General features: G+C 45.5%; 16 protein-coding genes. 9 read left to right on the forward strand and 7 right to left on the reverse strand.

All coding sequences use genetic code 11. The features are described from left to right. Positions 1 to 17: 17 nt before the first annotated feature. The 3 genes from H8B17_RS15475 to H8B17_RS15485 form a co-directional block, all read right to left on the reverse strand. Positions 18 to 3,344, reverse strand: a complete 3,327-nt coding sequence (locus H8B17_RS15475; protein ID WP_190310124.1) for a SusC/RagA family TonB-linked outer membrane protein — start codon at positions 3,342 to 3,344, stop codon at positions 18 to 20. 12 nt (positions 3,345 to 3,356) lie between these two features. After that, complete coding sequence (locus H8B17_RS15480; protein ID WP_223816609.1) at positions 3,357 to 5,960, reverse strand: zinc-dependent metalloprotease; 2,604 nt, start codon at positions 5,958 to 5,960, stop codon at positions 3,357 to 3,359. Positions 5,961 to 6,101: 141 nt separating this feature from the next. Next, positions 6,102 to 7,412, reverse strand: a complete 1,311-nt coding sequence (locus H8B17_RS15485; RefSeq protein ID WP_190310125.1) for a histidine kinase — start codon at positions 7,410 to 7,412, stop codon at positions 6,102 to 6,104. 207 nt (positions 7,413 to 7,619) lie between these two features. Between H8B17_RS15485 and H8B17_RS15490 the strand changes: the two genes are divergently transcribed. Beyond that, complete coding sequence (locus H8B17_RS15490; RefSeq protein WP_190310126.1) at positions 7,620 to 8,477, forward strand: mechanosensitive ion channel family protein; 858 nt, start codon at positions 7,620 to 7,622, stop codon at positions 8,475 to 8,477. A gap of 69 nt (positions 8,478 to 8,546) precedes the next feature. Here the strand turns inward: H8B17_RS15490 and H8B17_RS15495 are convergent, their stop codons facing one another. The 3 genes from H8B17_RS15495 to H8B17_RS15505 form a co-directional block, all read right to left on the reverse strand. After that, complete coding sequence (locus tag H8B17_RS15495; RefSeq protein WP_223816610.1) at positions 8,547 to 9,404, reverse strand: M90 family metallopeptidase; 858 nt, start codon at positions 9,402 to 9,404, stop codon at positions 8,547 to 8,549. Next, positions 9,358 to 9,726, reverse strand: coding sequence for a DUF4260 domain-containing protein (locus H8B17_RS15500; RefSeq protein WP_223816611.1), 369 nt, complete (start codon positions 9,724 to 9,726; stop codon positions 9,358 to 9,360). Before H8B17_RS15500 ends, H8B17_RS15495 begins: the two co-directional genes overlap by 47 nt. Positions 9,727 to 9,788: 62 nt before the next feature. Further along, positions 9,789 to 10,370 (reverse strand): Crp/Fnr family transcriptional regulator, encoded by a 582-nt coding sequence (locus H8B17_RS15505; RefSeq protein ID WP_223816612.1) that lies wholly within the window; start codon positions 10,368 to 10,370, stop codon positions 9,789 to 9,791. A gap of 176 nt (positions 10,371 to 10,546) precedes the next feature. On the opposite strand from H8B17_RS15505, the gene H8B17_RS15510 reads away from it, so the two are divergent. The 8 genes from H8B17_RS15510 to H8B17_RS15545 all read left to right on the forward strand — a co-directional run bounded on the left by H8B17_RS15510 (position 10,547) and on the right by H8B17_RS15545 (position 21,519). Then, complete coding sequence (locus H8B17_RS15510) at positions 10,547 to 11,137, forward strand: RNA polymerase sigma factor (protein ID WP_190310128.1); 591 nt, start codon at positions 10,547 to 10,549, stop codon at positions 11,135 to 11,137. Positions 11,138 to 11,201: 64 nt separating this feature from the next. Continuing rightward, positions 11,202 to 12,380, forward strand: a complete 1,179-nt coding sequence (locus H8B17_RS15515; RefSeq protein ID WP_190310129.1) for a FecR family protein — start codon at positions 11,202 to 11,204, stop codon at positions 12,378 to 12,380. Between the two features lie 92 nt (positions 12,381 to 12,472). Then, complete coding sequence (locus tag H8B17_RS15520) at positions 12,473 to 15,844, forward strand: SusC/RagA family TonB-linked outer membrane protein (RefSeq protein ID WP_223816613.1); 3,372 nt, start codon at positions 12,473 to 12,475, stop codon at positions 15,842 to 15,844. A 33-nt stretch (positions 15,845 to 15,877) separates the two neighbouring features. Further along, positions 15,878 to 17,368, forward strand: coding sequence for a RagB/SusD family nutrient uptake outer membrane protein (locus H8B17_RS15525; RefSeq protein ID WP_190310130.1), 1,491 nt, complete (start codon positions 15,878 to 15,880; stop codon positions 17,366 to 17,368). Between the two features lie 12 nt (positions 17,369 to 17,380). After that, positions 17,381 to 18,190: a DUF4843 domain-containing protein gene (locus tag H8B17_RS15530; RefSeq protein ID WP_190310131.1), complete on the forward strand. Its 810-nt coding sequence runs from the start codon at positions 17,381 to 17,383 to the stop codon at positions 18,188 to 18,190. Between the two features lie 64 nt (positions 18,191 to 18,254). Beyond that, positions 18,255 to 19,640 carry a PKD-like family lipoprotein gene (locus H8B17_RS15535; protein WP_190310132.1) on the forward strand — a complete coding sequence of 462 codons (1,386 nt, stop codon included), beginning with the start codon at positions 18,255 to 18,257 and terminating at the stop codon, positions 19,638 to 19,640. A gap of 25 nt (positions 19,641 to 19,665) precedes the next feature. After that, on the forward strand, positions 19,666 to 20,808 hold the full coding sequence (locus H8B17_RS15540) for an AhpC/TSA family protein (protein ID WP_190310133.1): 1,143 nt from the start codon (positions 19,666 to 19,668) through the stop codon (positions 20,806 to 20,808). A gap of 129 nt (positions 20,809 to 20,937) precedes the next feature. Continuing rightward, positions 20,938 to 21,519, forward strand: coding sequence for a YdeI/OmpD-associated family protein (locus H8B17_RS15545; RefSeq protein ID WP_190310134.1), 582 nt, complete (start codon positions 20,938 to 20,940; stop codon positions 21,517 to 21,519). A 78-nt stretch (positions 21,520 to 21,597) separates the two neighbouring features. Here the strand turns inward: H8B17_RS15545 and H8B17_RS15550 are convergent, their stop codons facing one another. Next, positions 21,598 to 23,103 (reverse strand): RagB/SusD family nutrient uptake outer membrane protein, encoded by a 1,506-nt coding sequence (locus H8B17_RS15550; protein WP_190310135.1) that lies wholly within the window; start codon positions 23,101 to 23,103, stop codon positions 21,598 to 21,600. Positions 23,104 to 23,121: the final 18 nt, after the last annotated feature.

A 23,121-nucleotide genomic window follows, 5' to 3' on the forward strand; every position in this document is an offset into this window, starting at 1 on the left:
ATAGAATTAAAAAAGCGTTAAAACTGGGCAGATAAACCAAACGTAAACGATTTGGTAATCGGCTGCGCATAGAAATTACCATACGTTTCAGGATCGAAATAATCGTCATACGAATCACCGAAAACGAATAAGTTTCTGCCTTCCACATTAAATCGAACGCTACCCGCACCTATACGTTTAGCGATTTTGGCTGGCATGCTATACCCCAGGCGTATACTGTTGATGCGCACATAGCTCATATTTTTCGCCCAAATATCGTAATAACCAAAAGATCGTACCGGGTCATTGTCCATCATCCAACTGTACGCAATCCAGCGCGCATTGTCTTCGATATTCGTACTGCCCAAGGCTGGCAAGCCGTTTCCTTGGAGCGCATCCATTACCCTATTGGATTGGTTCATACCACGGTCCACACTTGCCGGATTGTATGGTGGTGTGCCGCGCATCCATCTGTCCAGATTAAATGCCGCAGATACCGCTAAGTCGAAGTGATCAAAACGGAATCTATTGGTCATACCGCCCACAAACTTCGGATCCGCATTCCCTAAGTAGCGGAATTTGCTACGGTACGTATCCGGTGTAAGTTCTGTAGCAACCATATATCCCGGCAGGAAATCCGCCCAGGGGTCATAGAGACCATAAAAATCTTCGAACGCAACCGTTTCTCCGGTTGCTCCCTGAAACTGCATCAGGCCGTCAGCATCCAGTCCCGCTGTCGGTAACACGAATATGGAATTGAGCGGGTAACCTTCCTGGTTGTCGAGTACATAAGATTTTGGATCGGCCAGTACTTTCGTTAGCTTATTGTTATTATGGGCGATATTAAAATCCGTTCCCCATTCAAAACGATCGCGTACGATATTTCTGCTGGAAATCATAAGTTCGATACCTTCATTTTTCACAGACGCCCAGTTCCGCTGTATATCTTGAAAACCATTTTCGAGCGCAAGTTGGCTCACACCGATCACATCGGTACTATTGCGGTTGTAATAATCCAGCGTGACGTTTACCCTATCTGCCCAAAGTCCGATATCAAGTCCTGCGTTCCAGGTCTGCGTACGCTCCCAGCGGAGTTTATCATTTGCGGGCATATCGACGACTATCGTCTGTTCATTGGAGCCCGGTAAGATCGTACTATTGTTATATTGCCCAATGAAAAATGGATAGGTATTCCGGTCTACGTTTCCCTGTATTCCATAAGACGCACGCAAGCGCAAATTGGAGATCACCGGTACAGTCCTCATAAAAGATTCTTCGGATACGACCCAAGATCCCGCGAGCGACCAAATCGGTAGGAAGCGGTATTTGGGATCGACACCAAACATATTCGATCCGTCGTAACGAATGCTTCCGAAGAGGTTATATTTACGATCTAGCGTATAGGTCGCATTCGCAAAGAAGGAAGCATACGACGTTTCACCAATACTTTTGGCGTATTGACGGAAACGTTCATCGTTTTCATATCCCGAATTTGGAAAAACGATAGGCTTCGTCGTCAGCGTTGTCGGATTAAACCCAAAACCTTTGGTGGATATCAAGGTGTTTTTGCTACGGCGCAATTCCGTTCCGCCCATGACTTCCAGTTCATGGCGCTCCGCAAAGCTCGTATTATAACTCAAGAACGATTTCCAATTGTATTGGAAACTACTGTTAGCCGTATTTTCGATCAGACCACCCGCTGGCAAAAAGTACTTTTCCCCATCGCTAAAATATCGCGTGCTATGATACAGCTTGCGCCGGTAATAGCTTTCCTCATCCATAAACCTCTCCGTACCGGTCTCGTCAAACTGTAACCCCAGCTCCGATCGGATATTTAGATTATGTAAGATATCGTACTGTAAGTAGGAGATTGCCTTGAGCGCCTTGTTAGATAAGCTATATCTGGTATTCTCCCTTTCTTCAAGAGCATTAAACGGAATGTATGTATCATTCTCAAAGCCTTCAATATCCGGATCATTTACATACGAGCCATCCTCATTTCGAATCGCCAAATACGGATTGACCGTGCGCACATAATAACTTGGATTGGTAAAAGCATCCCTATCCTGTATGGGGTTGCGCCGGTTACTCACAGATCCCAAGAGGTTTATCCCTGCTTTCAATCGGCTACTGATACGGAAATCATTATTCAACGTTAAGTTATAACGATTCATATCGACATTGTGCATGCTTCCCTTCTCGTCAAAGTAGCCTGCCGAAACGTAGTAACGATGGTTTTCCGTTCCGCCCGAAACCGATGCATTGTATTGCTGGTTGATCGCATTGCGGAACAAATTATCCGCCCAATCATATTCATGGCCACGCAGCGCATCAATTGCATTTCGGGTTTCAGGAGAAAGGGCTGTTAATCCACCTGCACGAAAGCTATCCCATTCATTGGACGCCGTCAGCAACCGCGCAATGGCCCCCTTACCCGATCGATACGTCAAATCAGCACGCTTCGCCATCTCCAGTTCAAAATCGACCTTCTGGGAAGCATTCATCAAGTTCAGACGATCAAAGTCCGGCCGTTGCGTCACAAATGTATTCGCAGAAACGCTGACCTTTGCCGGTCCTGCTTGTCCCCTTTTGGTGGTAATCACGATAACCCCATTTGCCGCACGTGCCCCGTAAATCGCTGTCGCAGCCGCATCCCTTAAAACAGAGATGTCTTTGATATCTTCAGGGTTCAATCCGGCAATCGGCAAATTTCTTAACGTGTTTATATCATCTTTGTCCAAGCGATTGGGCAACTCCGTACCCTCTATAGGCATACCATCCACTACCCATAACGGGTCCTGCGTACCATTCATCGAAACCGTACCCCGGATACGGATCTGCGATACGCCGTTTGGTCCACCGCTTAAATTGGAAAACTGCATACCCGGTACCTGTCCTTCCAGCATCTGTTCGATACTCGCCACACCCGACTGCTTGATTTTTTCAGCATCGATTTTTGTATACGCCGTGGTATTCTTGCGCTTCTTAATGTCGCTATAACCCGTCACGATCACCTCTTCCAAAGCGGTATCGTCTGGTTGGAGCAACAACGTTTTATGCCCTTGATAAACCGTAACCCGTAAAGGCTCGTACCCCATAAAAGACACCGTAACCGTGTTGACATCACGCGGTAGATCGAACGAAAAATCGCCGTTCGCATCGGTGATTGTCCCTAAGACAGACTGCTGTACCTGTCCCGCTACACCGGTTTGTTCCGCTACAGCAGAACGGTCTACCGTAACAGCCGCCCCGGCAATCGCCGTGTTTGTCACAGCGTCCAACACACGTCCTTTCAGGGACTTCATATCCTGTGCCCAGCTTATATGCACACAGCATATCATCAAGATAATTACTATTCTATACATTAAAAATATTTGTTAGTTATTCATATTTAAAGTCACACCTATACGCAAGAGAAGATCTTCATAATGCGCTTTCGTAGCTGCATCGTCTGTGTTTCTCGCTTTCTTCAGCAACTCATAGATGCGAAGAAGTTCCCCCCTTTTCAAGGTCAGCATATCCGATGTTCTGGCCATCCCTGTTACATGTACGTTCCGTAGTTTCGTATCGGAGTGGCCGTGCTCGTGCCACGGGCAGAGCGGTGGATTTAACGCCTCCAATAAGGTATTCACCTGCTGTATTTTTTTCTCGTTAATTTTTTCCATGGCTTTATTGCTCGACACCATGAGCACATCGATATAATTTTGCTGTAGCATACGCGTATCCAAATCCAAATTTTCTTTCTGCATGGTTTTATCAAAAACTACTTTACGCAATGCCTGGAAGAGCTCCTCCGCTGTCCAGGTCATTTCCGGCCCGAATAAGTTTTCCATCTCAATCATACGCAACAGCCGCTCATCCTTAACCAAATTATACAACAAGCTGTACTGAAATTCCCGTTGAAGATTGTAAGGCGCATATTCAAATACACCGACAGGGCTATCGCGTAGTGGAAACGTCTTGGTCATCAGCTCCGGTACAAACAACCAAGAAGGTATCCGAAGAACCTGTTCTTCCAAGTAAGCAAAAGCCTCCTCCTGCGTTGCCCGGGAGACCGGACTGTAAGCACTTTTGCCGTCGCCCAATACCGGATTTTCCAGATAAATACCGCCTATATTATTAACAACATGGTCCGCATACGTATACCACTGTCCAATACCCCCCATATAAAGCTTACCCGCTTTGTAGTAGTTTTCTCCGGCCGCCGTGGTCCATTGGATGATCTGCGGCATCATACGTTTCAGATTTCGCAAACCATAACGACCCGCTAGCATGGCGTTGTCGCCCAAATCTTCCGATTGCGCCCGCGGGTCTACCACATTTTTACTATCCTGTTGTTCGCCGTACCAATAATTCGGATCGTGTTGGTACTTCTCGATCGCTTGGCGCAACGTGGGTAATTCCTCCCAAGGCGTGTTCACATCGTACCAACGATAAGCCCATTCAATAGCGTACTTATCGTACAAGCCGATTACAGGTGTAATCGCCTGTACACCATCCTCCGGCTGTGCCACGTAATTAAAACGGGCATAGTCCATAATCGATGTCGCTGTCCCTCCCATCTTTTTGGTAAACGACGGCGAACGCAAAGAATCCACTGGGAAAGCATGAGAAGACCCCATATTATGCATTAGTCCAAGTGTGTGCCCGATTTCATGCGAAGAAACAAACCGTATCGCGTGGGCCATTTTTTCGTCCGAGAATGTATTTCCGCGGGCTGCCGTATCGATGATACCCGTCTGTATACGCATCCAGCTATTGAGCACCGTCATCACGTTGTGCCACCAGATGACATCCGCTTCCAAAATCTCTCCCGACCGTGGATCTACAACCGATGGTCCCATGGCATTGGCTTGAGAAGAAGCCGCATATACAATAGATGATACATTTGCGTCATCAGGATCAAAGGACACCGTATCGGGCAGTTCCTTTGCCACGATTGCATTCTTAAAGCCCGCCGCTTCAAAAGCTACCTGCCAATCGTATACCCCGGCAATAATCTGTTGACGCCATTGCTTGGGCGTAGCAGGATCTATATAGAAAACAATCGGTTTCTTAGGTTCCACCAATTCACCCCGGCTATAGCGTTCCCGATCCTCTTCCTTGGGCTCTAATCGCCACCTTGTCACTAATTTACGTTTATCCAGTTCCTGCTGTTCATCCGAGAAGTACCAACGTGGTGTTGTAAAGAAACCCACTCTGGGATCGGCAAACCGCGGAAGCATGGGCTGCTCCGGCAGTCCGTAAAGATTACTTGTTACCGAGATTGAAATCGGGATTGACGCATTACCTTCCGTCACCTTAGTCGAATAGATAGATTTGATGACAATATTATTATCAAACGCTTTCATCTGTTCTATCGAAGAGATGGCCTTATTTGGTGAAGTGCCGAGTCCCAAATTAGCAAACACATCCAAAAAGCTTTTTTCCGATCCATCAAATACCTTATTGACTTTAATAAAAGCCATCGTCGAGTCTGCATCGTAGCACACTACTTTAAATGACTCGATAAACGAAGCCCGATAATTATCTGCAACAGATTGTGCAATCGCATCCTGATCCTTTACATCGACTTTCGGATCATACTCCCCTACCCAAATTTCCTTTCCATTTCTCTTAGGCACGAAGCGAATCACCTTGTTCTCGAAATTCATCCCCTTATTTACACCAGCCTCATTAATGGCCAACGGTACCGAGGATACTTTGTGTATCAGCAGAAAATCTTTGTCCAGTGCCGTTTTGGGAATCCCAAAGTAATAGTCGTCATCCTTCGTCAGGACGGTAAACATTCCACTATCGATACGTGCTCCTTCGGCCAACTTTTGATAGGAGGTGGTGGATACAGCCGTATCTATTCGGCTCATCTTGTCATCCTTCTTGCTATATCCCCGAAAATCAGGTAAAATAGCACAAGATTGCATAAGGGCGATTGCACACAACGCCAGCCCTAAGCGGTTGTAAATCTTTTTTTTGTCTTCCATCTGCATGGTATGCTGCTACGGTTAATAGATAATCAGGGGCTAAAAGTGCCTACAAATAATTACAAACGCAATCGTCATTACGTGAACCCGAAGATTAACGGAGCGAACCCACATATTTAACCGACGGAACTGTCCTTCACCTTAGAGCAAAGGCAGGTATACGGCAAAATATTCCGCATCCGTACCAAAATGAAACCCCTCCGTTCCTGCCGCTTGATAGACCGAATAGATGTATTGTAGTCCATACCCCCCACTCTCCATATCCGCATTTTTCCTGGGCCGATAATTATTGCGAACGACCAATCGTTCTCCGTCTACGGCAATCTGAATCGACAATGGAGCCAACGCCGTAAATTCGTTATGCTTGATCGCATTTTCTACAACGATCTGCAAACACCACCTCGGAAGTAGGCGCTGAAGATATACCTTGTCAACTTGGATATCGATAGGTGCGAGCGCATTCTTAAATCGGATTTCCTGAAGAAAAAGATAAGCCGAAGCAAGCGATAGCTCTTCCTCCAATGACGCATATACGGCGTGATCCTGCCGAAGCATGGTGCGGTACATCTTGGCCATTTTACCAACAAACAGTTGGGCACGATCTTGATCTTGCTTTACCAACTGTTGAAGTGAGCCAAGCGCATTAAAGAGAAAGTGTGGATTCATTTGCTCCCGAAGTCTTTCAAAGCGCGCCAAGGCTTGTCCCTTTTGTATATTTACACGCTCCAAAGCCAGCACATGCTCTTTTTTTCGCTGTATATATAAACTCACAGAAAACGCCATTACAGCAACCAACAACACCCCTCCTAATAGCAGACTAAGAAATAGAATATCCGTAATCTCTTCCTGGCGGATCTTGGGCACCGATATGACGATATACGCATCCGAGAAAAAATGCTGCAACGGATAAACAAACCTCCTTACCGGCAAATTTAAATATGCAGAGTGCTGTACGGCACCCCGCGCCTTTTCCAGCCAAGACCTTCCGTCGTCCCGTAGCGTACCTACATTCGAAGAATCCGGGTGTACCAAGCAGTACCCTTCAGCTGTATACACAGCTGCATATGCCCGCGCATATCGGTTCACATTTCGAAAATAGTTATTGAGTTCATACAGATCTACATACACGGGCGTTCCTGCTGTACGCTCCACCTGTGGAAACGGAATTGGGTAATAATCATCAGACCTCACTGCAGACGAATCCAAATCCCCAAAAAGAAAGAGGCGGTGAAGGCGTGCATCCGTTTCCGTGTTATAGGTGTGTTCCGTATTGGTCTGCATGTTCATAAACAGGGCTAGGCGCTGCTCGAGCAGGTCAAAGTCACGCTGCATTAACAAAGACTGCTCCACCGCTGTTGCCGTTTCGTTCTGGTATTTGAGCTGGTCGATCTTTTCGTATATAATGCTAACGACTACCACACCTATGATCAAGAGCAATAGAAAAATCAACATAAAAACATATATGGGCTTGATTTTCGAAAACGACAAGCCCGTAATCCGCGGTATCACGGCACAAAATAACGGAATTTATCGTAGCATTCCCAATTCCCGCGACGCGTTTGCGCGGAAATATTTTGCTCGAAAATTTTATTTTTTTATATTAGAGATAATTGAATACGAAACAAACAGAACAGTATAAACTTCATAAAAATGTCTACTATGGATAATCTAGAATTTGATAATGTACAACAACATTGGGACAACTTCATCACCGCGGCCGTTGCGTGGGCTCCGAAAATCCTTATAGGACTTATTTCAGCCTTACTCATATACCTGATCGGCTCTTGGCTGATTAAAATTACAAAACGTATCGCTGAAAAAGCGTTTCAACGAAGGAAAATGGATATATCCCTTCAACGATTTCTCCTGAACCTCATCCATTGGACACTTCATATTCTGTTATTCATTGTCGTAGTTTCCCAGCTCGGCGTACAAACCTCCGCTTTTGTCGCCATGATCGGTGCTGCTGGGCTGGCCATCGGTTTAGCCTTACAGGGGTCATTGGCCAATTTTGCAGGAGGAATATTGATTCTTCTCCTCAAGCCCTTCAAAGTTGGCGACTACATTTCCTCCGATACAGGAGTATCAGGAACAGTGGAGGAAATCGACATTTTTAACACAAAACTCACCACCCCGCAAAATCAATTGGTAGTGGTACCCAATGGCCCTATGTCCAACAGTAGTATCACAAATTATACACAGCTGGGCACCCGCAGAACATGGTTTGACATCCGCGTGCCCTACAATACCAATCTGAAACAAGCACAACAGGTCTTACTAGGCGTAGCAGAAAGTAATGTCCTGGCATTTAAGGAACCCGCACCGCAAGTTGTAGTTACAGACCTGGGCGACAGTGCAGTAAATTTATCGGTACGGGTGACTACTTCCAACGAACATTTCTGGACAATGAACGAACAATTGCTTATCGACTGCAAAACGGCCTTGGATAACGCCGGAATTGATATAGCTGTTCCGAAACGAGATATCTATATCCGCAACGAAAGCTCCGGTCAGTAACCCGTTACCATCCGGTGACCATCTTCCAAAAAAGTATCCATCGGTGATGGATACTTTAGAACATATTTTTTAGGGTTTGTCGGATACGCCATAAATGTGATCCAACATACGGTATAACTTCGGATGATCTTCTTTTAGCAAAGCAGGTTTTTTGAAGAAATATTCAGATACAACAGCAAAAAATTCCGCTTCATTGGTGCCCGCATATTCTCTAATATCGGATTCACCCGATCTGATCTCGCGGATAGTTTTATGCATCTCTTTGATCCAAGGTTCGATCAAGGACTTGGGAATCAGATACTCCGGAACACCATCCACCTCGCCATCCGCCTTGTCGATGAGATGGACAAACTCATGAATGGCCGTATTTCCCGCCGATAGATTCAAAAAACCGTTTCGCAAAGCCTGCTGTGACAGGATCATCTTGCTGTTGAGGGCTCCCGAGCCAACCATTCCCGCAACATTTCGCTCTTCGTTCGCTGTGCTAAACCGCTGGTCAAAATAATCAGGGTACACCAATACTTCCGTAAGATTGCGATAGACCCATAGCTTGAAATGAAAAAGCGGGATAGTAGCACTCGCCGCAATAAGTATTTTGTCCTCGTCGGTTACCACGGCACCTTTTTCTGCCGATATCTTAGTATGCTCCAGAAAGTAGCGTACTCTTTTCAGGAAAGTCTGCTGTTCATCGGCCGGCAGATGGCGATAAAAACCAACACGCTGCTCGAGAACCTCTCCCATTAACTCGTCAGTCAGGGCAGAAGGTATGGCAATTTTCTTTTTGCCACCGTATCTAAAGATGTAAATAATAAGCACACTGGCGAAAAAAACGATGCCTGCGACAATGAAATAAGAAGAGTCATTCATGGTGTTTATATTTCTATTTTTTTCTTCCAATCCAGCCGAGGTGGGTATGTTTGAAATCATCGCCGTACTTTAATCCGTAACCGAAAATCCGGTCCATGGCCGAATGGCCAAAAAGGATGATGCCAGCTAATGACAATAGCGGGAAATTGAGCATAAACCCGACGCCAAAAACAGCCAGTGCGATCAATTTATGATGGAATAGATTATACCAAAAAGCCCCCACCCTAGGATTAATAGCGTAGGCCAGCATGGCGATGTCCGGCAATAAAAGGCAAGCAGGAAAAACCCACCAGGCATAATCCAATTGCGCGAACAGGAAAATGGACAGTAAAAACTGACCTGCTTCTTCTAGTTTTACAAGGGTATCCATTTGTTTTGTCATCGTGTCTTATTTTTTGATATAGCAAAGATCGTCAATCTTCTCTCGGACGACCTTGACAAAAGTCAAGATTTTTCCATTTGGCGCTTTCTGATCCGGCTAAAGGTCTCGGCAGACATTCCCAGCACAGAAGCGATATAGTGCAGCGGAATTTTGTTGAACAGGTCCTTATTTTGCTCAAAATAAACATTGTACCGTTCTTCTGCATTCAGCGATAAATGCGCGAACACTCTGTTCTCTATCATAGCAAAACACTTCATCATAAATTGCCTTTCGATCTCTTTCCATTTCGGGAAGACCTCAGCCAGTTTTTGGTAATCTGCTTTGGTAATACTCCATAATGTGGTATCTGTGTATGCCTGAATGTTATATCGGTTGGGCTGATCGAAAAAGAAGCCTAACACCTCCGTCATAAACGAGCCGTCTGTCGCGATCCACTGCGTAACATCCTTACCATCCGCATAGGCATACACCCTGATAATTCCCGAGCGGATGATGCTCAATTTGTCACAGGCTTTTCCGGTAGTCGTAAAAAAATCGTTTTTCTCAAGTTTCTCCTCCTTAAAAAAAGAGATGACCAATTCACATTCCTGATCTGTCAGCGCTCCAAAATGCTGTTTTATCGTTTTCTTAAAATTTTCCACCATCCAAAATCTAATGCATCTGTAAAGATACCAAAAAAACGCCCGAGGGTATTTGGCTTACCATAAAGCGTACAAGAGTATATGATTAGATGCCAAATCCTAATAGAATTACCTACCAAAATATAGCTATATTTGCAGCATCAAAGCCTAAGACTACGTGGATCAATAAAGCGCACATCATGCATTACGAAGATAAGAAGCAACTACTCGACGATCTGAATATCCGGAAGGAAGAAGCCTTTTCTTTCGTTTTCCATCGGTATTATAGTAGACTTTGCCTCTTTGCCTCGCAATTTACCGACGATCCAGGTGAATCAGAAGACATTGTAGACGAAGCGTTTATGAAAATATGGCAAGGCAACCGGTCCTTTGCATCCTTCGATCATTTTAAAAGCTCGTTATACCAGTCTACGCGCCATATCGCCTTAAATAAGCGCACATCGAATCTTCGTCGGAGCATACGTACCGACCACTATGTCTCCTCACAAGAGCAGACCCAGCAGAGCCAACTCCAACAGATTGTATATGCCGAAGCGATGGGTGAACTTTACCATGCCATTCGAAGCTTACCTCCCAAGGCCCAGAAAATTATTAGCGCTACCTATCTGGAAGGCAAAAGTAATGAAGAAGTAGCAATAGAAATGCAAATAAGTATACAGACGGTAAAGAACCAAAAGTTGCGCGCCTTGACGCTCTTACGTGCGCGATTAAGGCGGGATACCTTTAATTTATTACTACTTGGCGCATTTATTGTAAAAAATTTTCAATAAAATTTATTTTTCTTTAGTACTTTTTCAATTTCGTGCGGTATTACTTAATGAATAGTCTACAAATATGTACGATAAAGAAGAAAACGAAGGTATTATCATAGGTCATATTATTGCGAAACGAATCCAAGGTCTCCAGCTTAGCGGTTCCGAAGCGGAATCCATCAAAAATTGGCTCGCTGAATCCCCTGAAAATCGAGAAATGTATGAACGATGTACTGACAAGCAAGAACAGGCTGCGAGCTATACCTACCTCTCCTCCATAGACGTTCCAGCAGCGTTTGCACGTTTTGAGAAAAATAGACTCGCCGGCAAAAGCATCAAGAAAACGCCAATGCAGGCAAGGTTAGCCGCTTACCTACTTGCAGCCAGCGTCCTTCTTGTTGGCCTGTTTGGTCTCTACACACTATATTTCAATAGCTCCGAAGAGGCACCGATCGAAAAGACAGTAGCCCGTGTAGACTATGCGCCAGCCCGTAACAAAGCCACGGTAACCCTGTCTGACGGCCGCGTGTTCAATCTCGATGAAGTACAAAATGAAATTTACATGGACGATAGCGGGATCAACTACCGTGACGGATCAATTGTTGCAGAGACAAAATCGGTCACCTCTATGGAGGTCACGACTCCAAGAGGAGGACTATACAACCTAACACTTCCCGACGGAACCCGCGTCAAACTGAATGCGGGAAGTACATTAAACTATCCCACAAAGTTTAAAGAACATAGCAGAGAAGTACAACTAAACGGGGAAGCTTACTTTGAAGTTGCCCAACAACACGAACGACCGTTTACTGTAAGAACTTCGGATCAGATCATTACCGTTTTAGGCACGCACTTTAATGTAGCAGCATATGTCGGTCCGTCCCCTACAAAAACGACCCTTACAGAAGGAAAAGTGCGCGTAAAAGAAACCATCAATCAGGCTGAGCTCATCCTCGAACCGGGGCAACAAGCACTACTACAGGAAGGCAGGTTATCCAAAAGAGAGGTCAACATAGATCAGGAACTTGCTTGGATACAGGGGAAGTTTAATTTTGATAGAAAATCCTTAAGAGAGGTCATGGACGATCTATCTCGGTGGTATAATGTGGATGTCGTTTACAAAGGCAAAGTGCCGGATATCCAATTCTTCGGCGGGACCTTTCGTTCCAGTAAGCTATCCACCATCCTCAGTATATTGGAAAGCAAAGAAGTACAATATCGAATGACTGAAGACAATAAATTAATTATTTCTGGAAAGTAAAAAGAAAGGAGTTTATCGGAATATAATAACACAAAAGTACCCCAATATAAATTGAATCGAATACTGTCTAATGACTGACCTTAACAAAATTAATGAATTTAAGTTACTCTATCAGCGTGATCAAGCTAAGTGCAATTATGTATTTTATCGCATGTCTGCAGTTCGGATATGCAGCATACACACAAACTATTACCTATACTGCCAAAAACGAATCTCTTGAAGCCGTCTTACAGGCTATAAAGAAACAAGTTTCCTACGAAGTACTTGGGACAACGGATATCTTGATAAATAAGGATCCCGTAAGCATTGTGGTAAAAAACATGCCACTCCCGGCATTTCTTGACAAGATCTTATCCCCCAGAAAGATAACATATCGCATTGTAGACCGTACGATTATCTTGGAGCAGATGCGGACGAACCCCGCCACAACCCTGCCGCAACGGGCTGAAACGCACACACAACGAACGCGGAGTGGTCGCGTACTGCGGAGCGACGGAACATCGCTGAGTGGGGCAAGCATCTCCATAAACGGCAAAACAGCGACCGTTGCCGATGCAAATGGCCGGTTTACTTTACCGACTGTGGTACCCGGGCAATCCTTTACTGTGACCATGGTGGGCTACATACCCAAGACGATATCCATACAAGAAAATGAGTTTTCGTATACCATCCAACTGGAAGAAGAAGTGGCCCATGTCGATGAAATCGTCGTCACGGGATACCAAGTCATCAAGCGGGATTCCTATACAGGTACGGCCATTACCAAAACCGGCGAAGAACTTCGGCAGGTAAGCCCACAAAACCTCTTACAGGCCGTGCAAGTCTTTGACCCCTCTTTCAAGTTGTTGGATAATAATCTAGCAGGTTCTAATCCCAATGCATTGCCCAATATCAATGTCCGGGGTGCTTCGTCACTTCCAAGCGGCAGCGGAGAAATATTACGGCGCGATAATGTCACTGGAACCACCAATATGCCCGCCTTCATCTTAGATGGGTACGAGGTCACCGTACAAAAAGTACTCGATCTGGACATGACCAGAATCGAAACCGTAACATTACTAAAAGACGCTGCTGCAACGGCTATTTACGGTTCAAGAGCTGCTAATGGCGTGATGGTTATCACAACCAAAACACCCAAAGAAGGTAAATTACGTGTTTCCTATACCCACGAAACCAATGTCAATTTGCCCGATCTATCCGAATACAATCTCCTGAACGCCGCTGAAAAACTGGAGTATGAACGATTGGCCGGTTTATTTGATGGCACCTTACAACGCCAACCCCAAGAAACACTGGACGAACTCTATTATCAAAAACGCGCCAATGTATTAGGTGGCGTTGATACTTACTGGCTATCACAACCTGTTCGAACGGCTGTCGGGCAACGGCACGGACTCTTTTTAGAAGGCGGTTCCCCGGTGTTTCGCTACGGTGTGGATATGCGTTACCAAACAAGGCCCGGTGTCATGAAAGAATCCAGCAGAGACCAATACTCTGGCGGGTTAAATTTCACCTATAACCTAAAAGACAAAATACGGTTCCAAAACGAATTAGCCATTACCGTCGTGAATGGAACCGAGTCCCCCTATGGTAGTTTCTCGCAATACGCCCGCATGAACCCCTACTACCGGATGACCGATGACAACGGCAATATCATCCAACAAGTCGATACCTGGCGGCGGGTTGCGGCAACAGGCGCAGGCACCAACGAGTTCGTGCTCAACCCACTTTACAACGCTACCCTGAATAGCTTTGAACAACTGAGGTATACCGAAGTGATGAACAACCTATCCGGAGATTTTGATCTTGGCAACGGTCTGCGCCTACGTGGACAGGTTAGTTTGTTAAAGCGTATGCATACCGGCGATGATTTCCGGTCGCCCTTGGCCAATCAGTTTTTCAATTACTCGACAGATCGGACGAATGAAAAAGGAAGCTACACAAGTTACAGTAACAACGAGCTATTTTGGGATGCCAACATACGGCTTAACTGGCTAAAACGAATAGGCCAACACGACTTTAATGTCGTTGGAGGAACCAATATACGCACCGAAAACTTGGATGAACGGTCCTTTACCGCCATTGGTTTTCCGAATGATCGGTTCACCAGTATTGGGTTTGCGCGCGGTTATGCCGAAAATGCCAGCCCTTCCAGCACCTTCAGTGCCTCGCGACTCTTCGGTGCATTTATGAGTGCCAACTACTCTTTCGCCAACAAGTACTTGCTGGATGCCACTATACGGGCAGATGGTTCGTCAAAATTTGGCAGCAACAACCGCGTGGCACCGTTTTGGTCATTCGGCGCCGGTTGGAACATACACCAGGAAGACTGGTTCCAAAATCCCGTCATCAACCAGCTGCGCTTGCGCGCAACGAGCGGACTAACCGGTTCCGTACAGTTCGCCCCATACATGTCTAGAACCACCTTCGTATACGAACAAGGCAACTGGTATTCTTCTGGAGTCGGCGCCATTGTTGCAAACTACGGCAACGAAAACTTGTCGTGGCAGAAAACACAAAATACCGATATTGGCTTTGATATCGCACTATTTAATGACCGCATCATGCTTTCTCCACGGTTCTATTACCGTAAAACCAAAGACCTGCTGTCCGATATCAACCTACCCCCCTCGACAGGATTCGTATCCTACAAAGAAAACTTAGGCGATATCGAAAACCGCGGGATCGAAGTCAATATGAACCTGACCCCCGTCAAGACCACCAATTGGACGGTCAGTTTTATGGCGAACCTGATACAGAACAAAAATAAAATTGTCCGTATTTCCAATGCGTTGAATAGTTATAACAATCGCGTGGATGAGGCTCAACAAACCGATGACCTCAAAGGTGTTCCACTTCTGCGCTTTAAAGAAGGGCAATCTGTTGATGCCATATACGCCGCTCCATCCTTAGGCATCGATCCCGAGAGCGGCCGGGAGGTTTTCGTCAAGCAAGACGGCACGTTATCGTATGTCTGGGATCCACGCGACATCACTGTTGTTGGTGTTGCTACTCCCAAGCTCGAAGGATCATTTGGCGGAACATTTCGTTATAAACAATTTATGGCTGTTATCTATTTCCAGACACGATGGGGAGGTGATATGTACAACCAAACGCTCATAGACCGGGTAGAAAATGCAGATCCACGGTACAATGTAGATAGACGTGTACTCGAAGAAAAATGGAAGGAACCTGGAGACGTCACTTTTTTCAAGAGCATTCGGGACCACGGTCAAACGGAAGTATCTTCCCGTTTCGTCATGCCCGACAATTTGTTGACACTACAATCCGTGTTTTTATCCTACGAACTACCGTCTACGTTAGTCAAAAAGATGGCCCTTAGCCATCTGCGTTTAGGACTTACGGCCAACGATCTACTTCGCTTCTCGTCCGTTGACGTAGAACGCGGGATCAATTATCCATTTGCACGGAGCTTTAGCTTCAGCTTGCAAGCATCCCTATAACATGATGGTTTTCTCTTTAGTAGACTATAGAAAATGAAAAAAACAATTATATACACACTAGCGTTATTCACGATCGGTTTAGCCTCTTGCTCCAAGTGGCTCGATATACAACCCGAAAGTGAAATTGACCGGTCGCTCCTCTTTACCACCGAAGCAGGGTTCAAAGAAGCCTTACTCGGCATCTATATACGTTGTTCAAAAATCGATCTATACGGTCGCGAACTCACGGTGGGCACCCCAGAAGTATTGGTACAGAATTATCAGATATCAACCGCAGACAATTATCGGTACCAACAGACGAAAAATTACCGGTACAACGATGCCGATTTTATACGAAGAAAAGATTCCATCTGGGTCGGTCTGTACAATGGTATCGTTAATGCCAATCTGATATTAGAAGAAATTGACAGCAAAGAAAACCTATTCACAGGCGATAACTACCGCCTAGTCAAAGGCGAATCTTTAGCCCTACGTGGTTATCTGCATTTTGATCTCCTGCGTATGTTTGCCCCCGCACACCATGTGTCGCCGGAGGCAAAAGCCATTCCATATGTCACCTCCTATTCTAATAGAACCACCGAGATGGCTACCGTCAGCGGAGCTCTGGACTCCGTCATTAAAGATCTGGAGCAAGCAAAAGAATTGCTCGTCGAGGATCCTATACGTTCATCGGCTTATATCATCAATTACCCGACCATCACCGATACACTACTTCATACAGAGCTCCATCATTCGAATCTTTTTTTGCAGAACAGACGGCATCGCCTCAACTACTACGCCGTGTGTGGCGCATTAGCGCGGGTCTATTTGTATAAAGATGATAAAGTGAAAGCATTAGAAAATGCCCTTATTATCATCAACGAACAAAAATTCCCTTGGACCAATGCCACCGATTTCCTCGCTGTGGCTGATGATAAAAAAGATCGTATACTGTATAAGGAATTACTTTTCGGATGGTACATCCCCACGTTAAACAATAGCCTGAACAGCAACTGGTTCACCGAATCGCAGTATGGTATGTATCTCGATGATACGGATACCCAAACCATTTACGAAACCTCTGATGTCAACGGAGACATGCGGTATACCCAGTGGTTTTCCACCGCAAGTGCCAGCGGCGATTTTTATTCTACCGTCATCAAGTATAGACGGAATCCGCTGGGCGATACATTCGCTGCCAATCTACACTACATGATGGCCCCCGCCATCCGATTGAGCGAGATCTACTACATCGCAGCCGAAAGCGTGTTTCCAAGCGACCCAACACGTGCCTTGGCATACTTCGATGAAGTACGGCAGCACCGCGGAATCGGCGATAAATTACAAGCGGATAACCTAGGTCAATTTCAAACCGAGCTATTAAAGGAATACCGCAAAGAAATGTATGCCGAAGGACAGCTTTTTTATGCTTACAAGAGACTCAACGCGCCCATTATCGGCCTGCGCGGAGAAGTTATTCCGGTAAACCAACAGCTATTTGTATGGCCTCTACCCAGTGATGAAATTATTTATGGACAGCGTTAAACATCAAAAGACATGAACTATTCGAAAGCTTTATTTATGCTCTGGTGCAGCTTGATCCTGATGTCAGCCTGCCAGAAAAAAACACTGGAAACATACGATCATCCAGCGAATATCTACTTTAATCTAGACTCTACCTTACGTGATAGCATAGTCTTCACTTTTGCCTACGATATGAGCAAGATGACCGATACCGTTTACATCCCTACGCGTATTATCGGCCATCGTACCGCGTCGGAAAGATACTATAGCGCCTATGTCGAACAGGATTCCTCGACAGCAGTAGCATCCGTTCACTACGAGCCGTTGGTTTCTCGATATCCGATATTCGCTCATGCGGGACAGGATAGTCTGCCACTGATCGTTTACAATACACCCGATCTCGAGGAAAAACCAGTGTCGCTCATTATCAAATTACAAGGCACAACAGATCTGGGCATCGAAAATGTACAGCGCATCCGAGCTAAAGTCATCCTATCTGCCCAGTTGGAGCAGCCCATATGGTGGACGATGTGGCTCGACAACTACTCCCGTGTAAAACATGAGCTTTTTTATTTGGTCACCGAGCAGCGCAGCTTAACGATGGAAGGTACAGATGCTCCACGCAACCTCTACTTCCGAGATATGCTGACCACGATGCTCAGCGATCCGTTTACCTGGGTGGATAACAATCCAGAAAAGGGGTACGTATTGACCAGTCCGGATAATGGCGCTACATACCATTTTTATCATCCCGATAATCCCAACCGAATAACGTTGTTAAGACGAAATAGCGGCACCGGTCAGTACACATTTATAGATGAAAAAGGAATGGAGGTTAGATAAAATGCATAAAATTACGACTCTAAAACTATGTGCTATTCTTTGCATAGCACTACCTATGGCCTTTATGTCTAGCTGTTATAAAGACAAAGGGAACTATGATATAGACATGCCGACCGAGCCCGTAGTGACAGGCTTGGACACCTTATATCACGCCGTGGCGGGCGACAGCTTGATTATAGAACCCCAAATTACCGGTATCCCGGCGGAGCATCTATCCTGTTCGTGGCGCATTTACGTTCCGGAAGAAATATCACCCGAACACAACCGCTACGAAGGGAACAGCCTACGTATTATCTTCGGTCTCCAAGCCAAACGATACCGTGTACGCCTGACCATCACCAATACCGATAACGGCATGCAATATTTTCATAGCTCTTATATCCAAGGTATTACGGAATTTTCGGTCGGATCACTCGTACTGAGCCAAGATGACGGCGTAACAAAGCTCTCCTTTGTAAAACCGGACAATACCGTACAACCCAATATATATGAAGCCATTAACAACGAAGAACTGCCCCCTGACCCACGGCATCTCCACTTTCTGCGAAATGCAAACACCGGCAACCTTCCTTTAGCTTATTGGATTATTACCAAACAGGGTGGTGTGCGACTTAATGTCAATGATCTGCAAAAAGAAACAATCAAACCGGGTACTTTGCTGGAAAACTTCTTTCTTCCGCCAGAAACGATAACGGTTGGTTCCCTTCAAAATCATCGACAAGGTGTACTTATGGGAACGATAAACGGTAAATTTTACGGGGGCACGACCAGCACCTGGGATCAAAATGATTATTACGGGATGTTTGGTGCATATGCTGTGGGCAACTATACACTCGCCCCCCAATTTGTACTCACGACCATTGGCGGCAACGCCAGCATGATTGCCTATGAACAAGATAAAAAGCAATTTGTGCGCCTGCTCGTCCAATTAGGCCCGACCTACTTCGGCACACAATATACCGTGAAGGACACGGTCGCTTTTGATCCAAGAGCCGTCGGATTAGAGTTGGTCCAGATCGTGCAGATCAACAGTGCAGACACCTATGCCTATATGCAAGACGCTAACGGTCAAATATTTGAACTGAAATTCACCGCTGCATTTACTGAAAACCCATTTACATTCAGCCCATTGCATAAGCGACTTTTCGCCCGTCAGGAATGGATACATGCCGACACTAAAATGCTGGCTACCCAAAACGGTTATATCTATATAGCCGCCGAAAACAAGATATTTCGCTACAATCCCCTAAATCAACAGATTCTCGAACTGGAAGCGAATTTTACCCACCCGGTCACCATGCTTAAGCTGGATGACGATCAAAACACCCTTATTGCCGGATCAGGCAACAGTATATACTACCTGGATATCCGAACAGGAAGAAATGGCAATATCACCGGAGAAATAAACGGTATACCCGGGCAGCCGATAGACATGGTCTGGCGAAAATAAATGAACAACAATAGAACAATAGTATATGAACATTTCAAAATTAACAGCAGCATTCGTACTCCTCTCTCCGCTTGCCATACAGGCGCAAGAGAACGGATTTCAACTGAAAGGTACCGCACCACAAAACTTCGACGGAAAAAAAATCTACCTCGACTACACGCAGGACGGCCTTAGCATGGCAGATTCGGCAACCATCCAAAACGGTACGTTTTCCTTTAGTGGCACAGTAAATGAACCCAATTATTCGCGCATGGTATTCGACCCCGAAGGTAAAGGAAAGATGATGGTCCAGAACAATGGTGATCGGCTTTACTTCTATCTCGCAAACGAAACCTATACGATGGCGATTACAGATTCGTTGCGGACAGCCAACATTACAGGCTCCGCCACACACGAGGCGTACACGGCCTATGAAAAAGAAATCGGCGGTGGGTTTATGGATATCATCGACGCGGCCAATAGAGAGTTTTCCGGTGTAGACCAAAATGCACCCGATAAAGACGCGCAGTATTTGGCGATACGAAAAAAATACGACGCCAAGTTTGATGAGCGGCGCGAAAAAGAATTTACGTTTGCCAAAAACAATCCCCAGTCTATCTTTTCGATCGACGCGTTGAAGGACGTGGCCAACAAAAGAAAACTCTCGGAGATAGAACCCGTCTTCCAACAGCTGTCAAAAGAAGTAAGACAATTGAGCGCTGCACGGGAACTAGAAGCCAGGATATTAGCCGATAAAACCATTAAGATTGGTGCGAAAGCGCCTGATTTCGCCCAGCCCGACGTCGACGGTAAGATCATCAAGGTTTCCGATTTTCAAGGCCAATATGTGCTAATTGACTTCTGGGCAAGTTGGTGCGCCCCTTGTCGCGCGGAAAACCCGCACCTGGTGAAAGCTTACGAAAAATATCATCCAAAAGGATTGGAGATCATGGGCGTTTCATTAGACGACAACAAAGGCAAGGCTGCTTGGTTAAAGGCCATCGAACAGGACGGGCTACCCTGGATACACGTGGCCGATCTAAAAGGTTGGAGCAACGAAGCTGCTGTGTTATACGGTGTACGCGGCATCCCACAAAACTATTTGATTGATCCCACGGGAACCATCGTCGCTGTCAACCTTCGCGGCGATAAAGTAGAAGAAGAGCTGGCAAAAATATTCACGCCGTAATTCACCCTTTATATAAAGCTCCCAAGAAGTGTATGCTTCTTGGGAGCTTACATACTATCTCCCTATTTTCTCACATTGTCGCGCTTCAAAGACGTATCAATTGCTTACTTTTGAAATAAATGGACGATAATGAACACACAAGCCGAACAATTTTTCGATAACGCAAAGAAATGGAAAGAAGAATTTGATTTGTTACGGACCATTGTCCGTGAAAACGAATCACTTGAAGAAGATTATAAATGGATGCACCCCTGTTACACGTTTCAGGGAAAAAACATCGTACTCATTCACGGATTTAAGGAATATTGCGCATTACTTTTTCATAAAGGCGCTTTAATAAAAGATACAAAGGGCGTTTTAATCCAACAGACGGAAAATGTACAGTCGGCAAGACAAATGCGGTTTACGGATGTCGGACAGATCATGAAGCTCGAATCCGTTATCAAAGACTACATCAATGAAGCGATCGAAATTGAAAAATCGGGTAAGAAAGTCGTGCTGAAAAAAGTAACCGACTACCCTATCCCCGAGGAATTTCAAGCTGCACTGAGCGAAGACAAAGCCCTACATGAAGCATTCTATTCGCTAACACCGGGACGTCAAAAAGCATATTTGTACTATTTCAATCAAGCCAAACAAGCCAAAACAAGAGAAGCACGAATTGAAAAGTACTATCAGCATATACTGGATGGGAAAGGAATTGATGATTAATAAATGGGTGATAGCTTTTGTTAAGTAAAAATGACAAGACTGCCCCCGCGAGTCGCGGGGGCAGACCAGTGCGCAACGCTATTGATATTCTGGCGTCTGTACCAAGTTTCTATTCTTCACGATCTCCTCGTACGGAATCGGGAACAGTGCATGATGCGGCTTCACATTTTTTGCACCATCTTCACTATCCTGACGGATCGACTGTATCGCATCAACCAGTTCCCCCCAACGGCTTAAGTCCCATTTCCGTTGGAATTCCCCAACAAATTCCCTTGCCCGCTCTTCCATAATAAACGCTCTCAGGTCAGCTTGCGTCAGGTGGTCGGCGGGATCCAGAAGCGGTGCTTTTGCTCTCGCCCTGATCAAGTTGGTATAACCTATCGCATCCGGAACATTCCCCAACTCATTAGCGGCCTCCGCCAAGACCATAATAACATCTGCATAGCGCAGAAAGTAGAAATTCTTCTCACTAGCCGTCCGGTTCGCCGTGAGATCCCAAAACTTTGGACCGAACCAAGGCCGGTCATCTTTTGAACCCCTGTTAAATGGTTTTCCGTTGAATCCCCATGCCAAAGAAACCTCCCGGCGCTCATCTTCAGGCGCGTATAAATCCATCATATACTGCGTTGGGTAAAACTGCGGGTAAGACTGTAAGATTACCGTACCGAAATCGACTCCCGCATAAGTTCCACCTGCTGCATCGCCTGTTGGAAAAAAGTACGTATAATAGGAGTTCACAACAAAATTCTGATTCGTTTCCGCACTCCGCATGTACTGGATTTCGAAAATGGATTCCTTATTGTTCTTACTCTTATTATAAGGATCAAACAGGTCGGCATACCGGGGCAATAAAATATACTCACTATCTTCTACCTGATGCGCCGTATCATAGGCTTTCTGCCATTCTTTAGCATACAAATACACCTTCGCTAGCAAGGTCAACGCTGCCCCCTTTGTCACCCGTCCCACATTATTGCTGTCATAATTCAGCGGCAGACTAGCTGCAGCCTGTTCCAGGTCAAGAATCATCTGCGCACGCACATCCGCTAAAGGGCTTCGTGGAAGCTGCGCCACCTCTTCCATACGCAGTTCGTCCGTCCAGAGCGGCACGTCTCCAAATACGTTCGTCAGTATATAATAATACATGGCCCGCAGAAACTTATTTTCAGCGATCAACGAATTCTTATCTTCCTCGTCGATCTCGGAAGCCGATATTCTATTGATGACAAAATTCGCATCTTTGATCGCCGCATAACACACACGCCATACGGCATGGCTGTTTGTCTCGGTAGCTGCTGAAAAATTATAATCCTGGATAGCTTCGATCGCCGCACTCCCGCCCTGGTTCATAAACAAATCCGTTCCGGCCATGGTCACGCTCCAAAAACCCGTTTGATTAAAAATACCGGGCAAATGACTATACACACCGTTCGTCGCTTGACGACATTGATCCGTCGTTTTAAAAAAAGCATCCGGTGATATAATGCTCTGCGGTTCTTCGGTAAGCGTCTGTTCGCAACTTCCGAACAACAGCATCAGGCCAAGGGTTGATATACTAAAGAATTTGAATTTGCTATTTAACATGATCATCGTTTTTAAAAA

The sequence above is a fragment of the Sphingobacterium arenae genome, from assembly GCF_014692505.1.
In the GTDB taxonomy this organism is placed as follows: domain Bacteria; phylum Bacteroidota; class Bacteroidia; order Sphingobacteriales; family Sphingobacteriaceae; genus Sphingobacterium; species Sphingobacterium arenae.